Here is an 11,826-nt window from a genome sequence, read left to right as displayed (position 1 = left end):
TTTTACCATGCAAGTTCAAAGACTATTAAAATTACTGAGGCATCCTGCAACATTTTCGCCAGCAGATATACGCGATTTAGAAGCCCTCATCCAAAGCTACCCTTACTTTTACTTAGCCTATGCATTGCTTGCCAAAGCAAGTTATAGACAAGAGAAAGATGTAGAAAAGTATGTGGTTCAGAGGGCTGCTACCTATGCGATTGATCGTACACAATTGCGCAAATGGTTAGAAAACAAACTTTCTATACCTCCAATAGCCAGGAACGCCAATGATAAGGCTATGCAACAAACTGCCACTACTGCTAATAACTATTTAGCAATAATTGCTAAAAAATCCCTTAAAAAGGGTACAAATGAAAATAGCATTAAGCAGTTCAATGTTATTGATACTATTTTAAATAAAAATTTACAGTTTGACCCCTTTCTAGAAGTCACACCATTAAAAGAGGAAGGCTGTATAGATCTTTGTGCACAAGCCACTACTTTAGATGATCGTTTTGCAACTGAAACATTAGCTAAAATAATGGTCCAACAAAAAAAATATAAACGTGCCATTGAAATTTATAACCATTTAATGGCAAAGCATCCTGAAAAAAAATCGTATATTGAGGATATCATTTCTAGCTTAAAAAATGATCTTTAGCTATGTCTATATTCAATCTGCTTACTATATTTATTATTATCGTAGCCATCCTATTGATTGGTGTTATTTTACTGCAAGAGCCTAAAGAACGGATCACACCTTCAGGTGGAAGCGCAGCTTCTATACACCGCATTGGAATCAATCAAAAAGCAGATTTTTTAGAAAAATCTACTTGGGTACTAGTAGGCCTATTGCTTTTTTTAACGCTATTATCTTCTATTTTTCTCAAAAATGCACCACTATCGAACAAGAGTCCTAATTTAGCCAAAGCACAGAGCAAAGAAGCATCAAATAGCGCTATTGCGCCAAGTAGTACGGATGAAGTAGCTACGGCCCATGTAGATCAGCAATCTGGATGCAAGGAAAGAGCTTCCTCTCCTTAGCGCTAATGGTAAAGGTATAAAAGTGGGTATTGTTTTTCACAGTAAAAATAGTTACGCAACTAAAAGCAATGAAGATAAGAAAATCCATATTGGCCTTTTTTTTTCTAGCCTATACATCGGTGGCATATCCATCAAGCGCTGTTGGGTTGGCTACAGGGCCATCTTTGGGTATAGCTGGATTTTATACCACCTTCAAAGAAAAAAATTTAAAAATTTCTATAGACAATCTAGCACTGCAGATAGGATGGTTTGCACAGTTAGATCTTTGGCTTTTATATGCTAAATTAGATGGATTGTTTGTATTAGATTGGTATAGATTGCCGAATACAGAAGATTCTAATTGCTTCAAATATATTCAGGCACCTTTAACAATTGGCATGCCTGTTTTTAATGTATTCCGTCCTCATATTGGTCTTATTTTTCGAATACCTTTAGGCGAGCTATACAAGAATGAGAAATTTAAAGCTAATAAGCTTATAGAAAGCTATAAGAAAAAGATCAATGGCTATACATTAGGCATAGGGATAGCTTTAGGCGATTTTTTAATAGATATTGATTTTGAATTGGGACAATCAAGACTAGACAAAAAGTCTATAAGTTCTAGACTAGCTGATCGAGATAGAGGTTATAGACCTAAGCAACTTGCATTAAAGATACATTACAACTTACTGGGCTAATAAAAAAATCGCCATCTAACATATACCTTTACAAGCCTGGAGCGCCTGGTTGGCTGCTTCTACTAATTCTTCTACGATGTTTGCATTTAAATACTTTTTCCCAAGTTCAACATCTATTGTAAGCGTTTCTTGAGCCATATGCTTTACTTCTTCTAAAGAAGTATAGTCTTTAGCATGACGTAAATCATAAAGTCGTTCAGCAAATTTAATACAAGGTATAAAAAGTTGTTCTCTGTTGATGATCCGTTTAAGGCGACTACCTATATAAAGTCCACATGGCTCCATATCTTGGCGCTTATTGACAGAGATAATATTTTCTATAAAGGAATAAACGTCTATACTATAATTGGCTTTAACATAAGGAAGTGGTAAGCCTCCATAACGTACCAAGCCATAAAGTAAACTAAAATAAACTGGTTTAGGTTGATAAGGTACCCACTTTGCTACTAATTCAGCAATACCTAATGCACGGACATAGAATAATTGTCCTGACGCATGACGCCTAAAACCATAACAACGCCTTATCAATAAAAAAAGTTCATCTAATACAGTCGGACGCATATCAGCCAGTGTGCAAAGACTGTTATAAGCCTTCTTTAAAACGATCATAGATATCTTGAGTTCCTTAGAGCCAATAAAAGTACTTGAAGGTATTATAGCAGCAATCATTTTATCCCGCACAGCAGCTACGTTACAAGGAAGTACTACAAGCATAGGTTTTTTAGGAGAAGTTGGAAACTGTAAATAACCATAATGGGTACGAACAATCTGCTGTATATTACGCTTTTCTATGTTAGCCCATTCTGATTCTTTTTGAACTACACTATGCCAATTGAATTGACTATCTCCCGCAATATTTTGATAACAATTTTTAATTTTAGGTAACGCTTCTTCAGGAATAGCCCCATGACCAATTACTAGGGCTATAGCAGGAAACCGCACATCTGTAGTAGATTTATCTTCAGAAAATCGTGCCAACTCATATTCTAAATAAGTAGTATAGCATTGAATGCTTACAAACCCATTTGAAGTATCTAAACTAGCCATGCTTAGTAGAACAGATGTCAATAAGGAAACTACCTGGTTTACATCACATATAATTTTTTCAGGCAGTTTATCATCTTTAGACCCTATCATGAACTTCGGAATAGTATGCTGCTTACATTCCAATTCTAATCCAACCTCTAGTTTTTGAATTAGCTCATCAAAGCTAACTTTACTTGGTATCAAGATAACATTATTTCTAGATCTAGCTCGTTGCTTTAAAAAAATGTCCCAAATAACAAAATTATTTATAATAAGATTTAAATCTTCCTTATAAATTGGCCTATTGTCTAAATAGGCAATAAATTTTGTTATCCCTTTCATCATCTGATCTATAACAACATCCGCTTCTTTTGGATCATCACGAATGGTTTCTAGATTGGAGTTTAAAGAAAATTCAGTTTGGTTTATTTCCTGTTCTTTAATTTGTTTTTCTTTTAAATAATTTGAATAATCTGTATAGTTAGCTAATTTGTGTTTTTGATAAACGATAATGAAAAAAAGTATTAAGCTTAAGCCCACCAAACATATTAAAAAATTAGACGATTTCAATAATAGATCCGTACCTCTACAATATATGGCGTAAACAATCACCAATAACATAAAGGCTACAAGCTGTCCACTTATACGCAAGGGTAAGATAAATAAAGTTACAGCCAAATGGGCTATAGATAAGGCCAATATAAAGGCTAATGAACCGTGGAGTGTCCCTGACCAATGCCAAAGCACATTTACAGGAAAACAAAAAAGTACACTTAGCAACCAAACTAGCGCCATTTTGGCGGATAATTTTTTTTTGTAGGAATTATTTGTAGGAATTAATTGCATAACCTATGAGCGAAAGACCTGTAACAAATTGAAGTAGATACCAATAGACAGGACCGACATGTATATACGTTAATATAGTAGTCAATATAACATAACATCCTGTAAATCCTATGATCGCGTTATTTGGCTTAATTTTTACCAATTCTTCTTTCTTAAAAAAAGAAGAATTCAATAATAAAAACATGCATACCAAAATAAAAGATAGAGTACGAAAGAACATTTCTAATCTTTTAGCTATAAAAAAACCATCTAAAACGAAAGCATTATACTAAATTGCTCGGATAACAGAAAAAACTTTGAAAATGGTGGGTTAAATACCCAATAGAACTAAAGACGCTAAGAACTATGAAACAATCGATTAGGTAATGGTTAATTATCAGATTATCAGATTTACACACTAGTTAAAAAAATATTAATTACTGATGCTAAAATATACCACTTTTTATTCGCTTATTCAAATTTATTGGGCATAAAAAGGCCATATACCATACAGAAAGATATAAAATACAAACAACTATAACAAGCGGATACTTGTTTACTTTTAAAAAATATATTTCATATATTTGTAGGTGCACATCACACACCTACTGTCCGGTAGTGTAATGGTAACACGTCTGGTTTTGGTCCAGAAGACTCTAGGTTCGAGTCCTAGCCGGACAGCTTTTAAAACAATCATTTACAAACTTAAAAAATAACTTTAAGATGTTTGGTTTGAAGTATCATTGTGGATTAATAAGATTAGGGGTTTCTTTTTTTATATTATTAACGTATTGTAATATAGCGGTAGCAGATAAGACAAAAAGTAAAAAGAAAGAAGTAGCGGTTGTATCTCCTACCATACAAAAAAAACCTAACACAAATGGCACTAATACCATTAGCAAAACTAAGTTGCAACATGAGCTAGAAGCAGAAAATGCACTTGAGCGGGCACGCTTAGAAAAACAACTTTCAGCTATTATTGCTCAAATTGAACAGCTACGTCTTAAGAAGGAGCATCAACGGCTAAACAAGGAAATAGAAAATGAAAATGTGCGCTGCGCACATGATAAAGCTATGCTTTTGTTAAATATGGAGCAAGAAAGGCTTACTATTGAGCTAGGATTGGCGCAAGCTAGGTGTATGAAAGAAATGGAACCGTATCATACCCAGTTAACTGAAATAGATAAAAAAATACAATTAGAAAAAGGCCAAGCACAGCTGCTGCAAGAGACCAGCCATCGGTTAAAAGCAGAAATAGAGGTTTTAGAAGCGACAAATACTCGGCATAAATACATTCAAAAAAAACCTATTTACTTAAAAGACCCATTTATCAAGCAAAGCAATACTTTAGTGCTTTCTGATCGATGTATTGAGTTAAATGGTACCATTACACCTTGGAAAGCAAACTATATTGTAGATCAAATTCATTATTTTAATAACCAAAACAAAGAATATCCTATATTTCTTGTTATTGGCTACTCTCCAGGAGGATATGTAACTGCAGGCTACAATATTTTACAAGCTATAGAGTATAGTAAAGCACCTGTTTACGTAGTCGTAAAATCATTGGCTGCTTCTATGGCAGCTATAATTACTACACTAGCTACTAAGTCTTATGCTTATCCAAATGCTACTATTTTACATCATCAACCTGGTATTTTATTCATGCATCCTCATAGTAATCTCAGAGCAGCAAAAGAAACTTATATGGATTTACATGAAACATGGAAGCGTTTAGGAGGCAGGGTAGCTAAAAAAATGGGGATATCTCTTGAAGCATTCAATAAAAAGCTCTATGAAAAATCTATGTATGGAGATTGGGAAGAGCATGGTGACCGCGCCAAAAAGCTTAAATGGGTGGATTATGTAATCAATGGCATCCAAAATAGTGCCATTAGCAGTTTACCTGATTCATCTGACTATACTTTTGAACAATTCATAAAACACTTTTATAATTCTAATGCAACAAAAGGAATAGAGCCCTCTCCAGAAGAGATCGCATACAATAGACTCGCTCCTCACGATCTAAACTATTCCTACAGACCTGATCACAAAGCTCAGATAATGGATAAATAATACGTTTTATCCATATAGGTGGTATGGCTATTTTTTAGCAGCTAGTCTGCCATAAGTAAATGCCTGTTGGCGTTTATCCTCTCTGGCCAATGTAAAAACTAAATTTAATAAACTAAAACTATAAACGATCAAATAACTAAAGTTCGAAATGATATTATTTGTATATCTATCCTTTCATTCAAATAATTCTAAGTGCATATAATATTCGAATTTTACTGTCGTAGCTACTTGTATATTCTTTCTATAGTTTATTTTGTATATTATACTAGTTCCTTTAGCAATTTATTCCACATGCACAATGCCATTTTATGCATTTTTTCTTATAGCATTATCCTTTTTGCTATTCGTTTTAGTAATTGCTTTCTATTTGAATCTACCTGCTAGTTCATTAGAGGAAGATGACGTAGATAACACGCAATTTCTACATGAAATTAAAGCGATTGAACAATCTATCAAAAGTAAACAAGCATACATAAAAAATATATTAAAGTTTATTTCTATAAAAGAAAAATTAGCTAAACTGATACCAAGTGATGCAGTAATTGGATTTACAGGATGTTATATTATACTTACCACCGTATTAGATTGTATCAATGAGCAGACTATTATTTACTGGTATATATTACAGTTTCTTGTAGGTACCGCTCTTGTAACCTATGCAATAGCGCCAAAAAGTAAAAAACCAGGTTGGAAAATTGGTCTGTTTTGGCTAGTATCCTCTGTTTTTTGTCTTCCTATAAATGTATTATGGCATTGGACAAAGTTGCAAGACCCCCAATTTGCACTAACTCTATCTATAGCACATTTATCCACAACCTTATTTGTATTGCCCCTTTATATAAGCATAAAGCTAGTAGCTGGTGTATTGTGCATCATTTTCTATGCAATGTATAACATAGGCTTAAATACCCTATTGTCATTAAATGATTCTTTATTATATCTACTACTGTTTGGCCTAATCGTTTTTTATATTATCATTTACCATAAGCGCCAAATAACTTCTTATAAAATTTACAACCGTTACGTTAAAAACTACCTAATTCGAGAAGAAAAAAGGCAAGATGAAACTATAAACCCTAATCTAAATGTAGACTCAGCAGCTATTCCTAAAAACAGAAAAAAGTTTGGATCTTTTGTAGAAAAAGGGATGCAAGATGCTACCGAACTTATTTCATACCTAGACAATCGACCCTTTTACAAGCAAGACCTTGAAAGCATTATCAACAATTTTATGACTTTTACTGCTTTTTTAAAACAACGTGCCAGATATATAGAGCACATATTATTAACGCCAAATGAAATTGCTATAGATGAATTGATTGCTAAACTAGAGGCTGTGCTAGAAACTAAAGGACCACCAACTCCAAAGCTAGCTATAGAAATAAAAGACAATACCATTCCTAAAAGAATTACATGTGATATCAATCATATGATTCAATCATTAGTTCCCACTATTTTACACACTGCTAACCTTGATGGTTCAAAAAGTGAACGCATAAGAATGCAATTATATACCACTCAATTAAAATATACGCAAAAGAATACACGAACAGGCACATCCCACTCAGAAATGAACTTTCCAGCTATAGCATTGGTAATCAGCAACGCTACTACTCCTTTAATGATGTTACCCAAAATTAAAAATCATTATGAAGATATTACAGAAGGTAGAGACCTGAAGTGGCACAATAGTCATACAAATGCAGAACATATACATGTAGAAAAACGTGTAATAGAACGAGCCATTCGTGCGCACTACGGCTACCTACGCTTTCCCATTGCTAGGAAAAGACCTATGCTAATGGTAGTGCCTCATAATGTAGTAAATGTTAGAGATGCAATGATTTCTAATATAGGCCCTTTAAATGCACCGATAACCCAAAAAGAAATTGATCAATCCATAGAGGTATTTGTTAAATCGTACAATCAAATATTAGAAATATCTGAAGCACGTAGAGCAGTAATTGATGAAATAGTCCTATTAACAAGGCGGTGCTATGGTTTTCAGCGCCATTCATCTGGGCAATTATTGTATGTCCGTTCGATAGGCATTGCACAGTTGGTTGCAGAATGGATCCGGTTCTATCCAGAACCTGTTTATGTTACTTTACTATATGGTTTAGTCCATTATGCAGATTTACCTCTTTCTTATATTAAAGCCAATTATGATCTGAACATATACTCTTTCGTAGAGAACGTTTTAGCAGTAAATGATCGACAAAGTATGGAACCATGTGGACTTTATATCAAGAATTCGTTTAAACAAGTAATCAACCGAGAACAACTTTTTATACTTTGTATTAAACTGGCTGAACGGCTTTATGACCTACGACATGCTAAAAGCTATATGTATTTAGATGAGTTAAAATGCATGGCTCAAGAAACGCTTACCATAGATATTGAACTAGCAAAGAAATATTTAAATGCTAAAATTGTAGAAGCATTAACAATCGCAGCAGAACAGGCCATAGAGATTTGCAAAGAAAATAATGGTTAACTACTTTATTATCAATAACTTTCCTAAAAGGATACTTTTAATCAGCTCAAATATCAATTTTATTGAATACAATCGCGGATAAGATCCTGAATCCCGACTTGCAATTGAATAGTTGGTTTCCAACCTAGTGTTTCTTTAATTTTTCTCGCATCAAGTGCATAACGTCTATCTTGCCCTATTCTTTCAGAAGTAAAATAAATAAGGGAAGTATAAGATTTTCCATATAATGGTTTTAATTGATCCAGTATTTGGCAAATCATAGATGCGATTTGAAGATTAGTTTGCTCTTCATGGCCACCAATATTATATGATTGGCCACTTTGCCCTTTATGAAAAAGGCAATCAATAGCTCTACAATGGTCTTCCACATGTAGCCAATCTCGAATGCTACTTCCATCTCCATGCAATGGAATAGACTGCTTTTGTAATGCATTTTTCAATACCATGGGAATCAATTTTTCTGGATGTTGATACCGTCCATAATTATTGGTTGATCGGGTAATAACTGTACGGAGCCCATAAGTATGGTTATAAGACTTTACCAAACATTCTGCTGCTGCCTTACTAGCACTATAGGGATTACTTGGTGCGAGCATAGCGGACTCTGTAAACGGTTTATTATGTGCATCTAATGAACCATACACTTCATCTGTAGAAACATATACAAACTGATGATTAGGATTTTGTGACTGATTTGGTCCTTTAAACCAATGGTTATAAGCTGCATGCAACAGCACACCCGTTCCTTCTATATTGGTCTTTATAAAAAGAAAAGGATCGAGAATCGATCTATCTACATGTGATTCAGCAGCGAAGTGAATCACACCATCGAAGTTAAATTTTTGAAACAAGGCTTCAACCAATAAAAAATTGGCAATATCTCCTTCCACAAAATAATAATTTGGTTTTTCTTCAAGTGCAAAAGACCTACGGGCTGAGTAGGTCAACTTATCTAGGTTAACAATATAATAATTAGGGTATTTTGCCAAAAACAATTGAATACAGTGTGCACCTATAAAACCAGCTCCACCCGTTATTAATAACTTTTGCATAGATATAGGTACTTTCAAGGTAATACAAATACCTACCATACCCATATAAAACTATGCTTTAAAGGGCATAGATAGGAATAGAAAAACGATTTATTAGGTAAACGTTACACCAAATAGTGGCGGATTTATATACTTAAGCCAGAAGCGGAGTAGGAGGGATTCGAACCCCCGGTACCTCACGATACATCCGTTTTCGAGACGGATACCTTAAACCACTCAGACACTACTCCAAAAACCATACGCATAAAGTAATGAAAGGATGTTTTGGCTTATTTACTTAACTATGGTTTTAGCGAATTGTATCACTGCATGCAAAACAGCAGGGTGTTCAAGCATGGATTTATACTTTGGAACCGGTATCTTCAAAACATGGGTACTATGAAAAGCGTCTTTGATCAAAACTCTTTTGAAATTGCACTTGGCCTTAGGGAGCATATTAAACGCATGTTGGCTATAAAGGGGAATTTGCATATCATGGTACTGGTTAAGGTGTTTTTTACCCACTACAAAAAAAGTATACATATCATTTAAAGCCTTAAAACGATAGCGTTTTCGACTGGTTAGCAACGCACTAAAATCAGTTTGCCCACCTCCTATGGCCAGTATAGGAATAGGTACATTGGGAAGTGATTTTTTGACCTCACGTAAAAAAGCACTACCCTCTATCAAATCTTTACCACCAGGGAAAAGACATACTGATTGATTGTCTTGTACATTTAAGATAAGTTGCTTTTCAAGATCGGTTTGAGCATAACCAAGATCAAGCGAGAGTTCACGTAGATCATTCAAAACAGGAACTGTCAAATGGTGTGCAAGCATTTCCGCATCTACCCTAGCTCCAGGAACGCCTTCCCATGGCGTAGCTAAGGCCACCAGCCCTTTTATATTAAGGTGTTCATATTTTCTCAGGAAAGCATATGCACGGAGACCACCTTGACTATGACCTATCAAGATAATAGACTTTTGCGCTAAATCTTCTACCTTAGTAGAAAGCTCTTCAAAATTAATTGCACTTTGTTCTTCTATAGAAAGGCTTATACTCTTCATACCTTCCACACTGCTCAAAGCCACGACAGAAACAGCAGGAAAAGCTTGTTCAAGCTTCTCTTTCATCGTATTAAAAGAGGCCGCATGATTGCCCAATCCATGAAATAAGATGATCAATGTATTCGACTGCCTTTTATCCAATTTTCCTTGAACAAAATTTGGAAATAAGAATAAAAAAAAGAGAACTAACGGAAATCTATAAAAGATGTAAGACATAGGTTGATCAACATTAATTTACAAACGTCAGATTATCGCAATAAAAATAAATTTAAAAAATAATAGGCATAATCAATAACAGCAAATGTTCTTGCTTATTTTGTGATTTAGGAAATATTAAAACTGCTTTATTAGCCCCCCAGAAAAAGAATTCCACTTCCTCTGTGAGGATACTAGCGAGCATATCTAATAAAAGCTTTGCATTAAATCCTATTTCTAGCGGCAAGCCTTCGTATATACAAATAAGATTTTCTTTTGCTTCATTAGAGAAATCCAAATCCTCTGCTGAAATAGTCAATTCATTGGTAGTAAGGATCAATTTTACTTGATGGGTAGCTTTATTGGCATAAATAGCAACCCGCTTAAGGGCACTTACCAATGCAGGTTTATTTACAGTAAGTTTACTAGTATGCTCCTTAGGTATCACGTTTTCATAGTCTGGGTATCTTTCATCGACTAACCTAGTGACCACACTAATATTATCGATACTAAATTGGATTTTATGCCGATCAAAAGTAAAGCCTACCTGCTTATCTCTACTACTTATTAGGCCATTTAAAAGCATCAATGCCTTTTTGGGTACAATAATTGGACTTTGTGCAGATACGGTCAGATCTTCACGAAGATAACGAACCAACCGATGACCATCGGTGGCCACAAAAGTAGCCATAGCCTGCGTAAATTCCATATATACACCTGACATAGCAGGTTTTAATTCATCATTACTAGTTGCAAATAGAGTTTTTTGCAAAATGTTTTTCAATACATCCACTTCTACATCTAAAACTATACCATCCTCTAAACCAGCTAGTTGAGGAAAATCATTCGCACTCTCTCCTGCCAATTTATAGTGGCCATTATCTGATTGAATAGAAACTGTATAAGACTTGGGATTAATTTCTAACTTAATAGGCTGTTCTGGCAGGTTCTTAACCGTATCGAGCAACATACGAGCAGGTATGGCTACGCTTACTTGTGCATCCGATTGAATCGTTAAAGCAGCACTAATAGAAGTTTGCAAATCTGATGCTGTAACAACTAAATGATTATGCGTTATCTGAAAAAGAAAATTTTCTAAGATTGGAACAACTGGATTACGGGTGATAACCCCACTAATGGCCGTTAGCTGCTGTGAAAGCAAAGCTGATGATACCGTGAACTCCATAATTACTTTTTTATTTTTCTGATTTAAACGTGGGAATGATACTGGTACCTAAAGAGACGTTTACACATTTTTTAAACATTTTATCTGTTTGCCCAATAGCCAAATCCACGTGGATATCTAAAATTATAGAGAAAGCTTCTATTTCTGTATTTCAGAAATATTATTATAATGTTATTTTAGCTAGATTAAAGTTAAACCTATGCAATTTAATAAAAAAAC

General features: G+C 34.4%; 9 protein-coding genes and 2 tRNA genes. 6 read left to right on the top strand and 5 right to left on the bottom strand.

Annotated features, from left to right (window positions below):
- Positions 1 to 7 precede the first annotated feature (7 nt).
- The 3 genes from CHV_RS01120 (at position 8) to CHV_RS01110 (ending at position 1,703) form a co-directional block, all read left to right on the top strand.
- Positions 8 to 643: a hypothetical protein gene (locus CHV_RS01120; RefSeq protein WP_034576534.1), complete on the top strand. Its 636-nt coding sequence runs from the start codon at positions 8 to 10 to the stop codon at positions 641 to 643.
- A 2-nt stretch (positions 644 to 645) separates the two neighbouring features.
- Positions 646 to 1,026 carry a preprotein translocase subunit SecG gene (secG, locus tag CHV_RS04645; protein ID WP_051602120.1) on the top strand — a complete coding sequence of 127 codons (381 nt, stop codon included), beginning with the start codon at positions 646 to 648 and terminating at the stop codon, positions 1,024 to 1,026.
- 68 nt (positions 1,027 to 1,094) lie between these two features.
- Positions 1,095 to 1,703: a hypothetical protein gene (locus CHV_RS01110; RefSeq protein WP_034576531.1), complete on the top strand. Its 609-nt coding sequence runs from the start codon at positions 1,095 to 1,097 to the stop codon at positions 1,701 to 1,703.
- A 15-nt stretch (positions 1,704 to 1,718) separates the two neighbouring features.
- Here the strand turns inward: CHV_RS01110 and CHV_RS01105 are convergent, their stop codons facing one another.
- Complete coding sequence (locus CHV_RS01105) at positions 1,719 to 3,524, bottom strand: hypothetical protein (RefSeq protein WP_130721393.1); 1,806 nt, start codon at positions 3,522 to 3,524, stop codon at positions 1,719 to 1,721.
- Positions 3,525 to 4,163: 639 nt separating this feature from the next.
- Between CHV_RS01105 and CHV_RS01100 the strand changes: the two genes are divergently transcribed.
- The 3 genes from CHV_RS01100 to CHV_RS01090 all read left to right on the top strand — a co-directional run bounded on the left by CHV_RS01100 (position 4,164) and on the right by CHV_RS01090 (position 8,127).
- Positions 4,164 to 4,235: transfer RNA gene (locus CHV_RS01100), tRNA-Gln, on the top strand.
- A 42-nt stretch (positions 4,236 to 4,277) separates the two neighbouring features.
- On the top strand, positions 4,278 to 5,630 hold the full coding sequence (locus tag CHV_RS05115; protein ID WP_084303081.1) for an ATP-dependent Clp protease proteolytic subunit: 1,353 nt from the start codon (positions 4,278 to 4,280) through the stop codon (positions 5,628 to 5,630).
- Between the two features lie 337 nt (positions 5,631 to 5,967).
- On the top strand, positions 5,968 to 8,127 hold the full coding sequence (locus CHV_RS01090) for a hypothetical protein (protein ID WP_130721392.1): 2,160 nt from the start codon (positions 5,968 to 5,970) through the stop codon (positions 8,125 to 8,127).
- 59 nt (positions 8,128 to 8,186) lie between these two features.
- Here the strand turns inward: CHV_RS01090 and rfbB are convergent, their stop codons facing one another.
- The 4 genes from rfbB to dnaN all read right to left on the bottom strand — a co-directional run bounded on the left by rfbB (position 8,187) and on the right by dnaN (position 11,607).
- A complete protein-coding gene (rfbB, locus tag CHV_RS01085; protein ID WP_084303080.1) occupies positions 8,187 to 9,224 on the bottom strand; it encodes a dTDP-glucose 4,6-dehydratase in 1,038 nt (345 codons plus the stop codon).
- Positions 9,225 to 9,324: 100 nt separating this feature from the next.
- Positions 9,325 to 9,409, bottom strand: a tRNA-Ser gene (locus CHV_RS01080).
- Positions 9,410 to 9,452: 43 nt separating this feature from the next.
- Entirely contained in the window at positions 9,453 to 10,442 is a 990-nt protein-coding gene (locus CHV_RS01075) for a lipase family alpha/beta hydrolase (RefSeq protein WP_130721391.1), read from the bottom strand.
- A gap of 52 nt (positions 10,443 to 10,494) precedes the next feature.
- Positions 10,495 to 11,607 (bottom strand): DNA polymerase III subunit beta, encoded by a 1,113-nt coding sequence (gene dnaN, locus CHV_RS01070; RefSeq protein WP_034576525.1) that lies wholly within the window; start codon positions 11,605 to 11,607, stop codon positions 10,495 to 10,497.
- Positions 11,608 to 11,826: the final 219 nt, after the last annotated feature.

It is taken from the genome of Cardinium endosymbiont cBtQ1 of Bemisia tabaci (assembly GCF_000689375.1).
Taxonomy (GTDB): Bacteria; Bacteroidota; Bacteroidia; order Cytophagales; family Amoebophilaceae; genus Cardinium.
The sequence above is the reverse complement of the archived record's forward strand: the minus strand, read 5'-3'. Positions and strand labels throughout refer to the sequence as shown.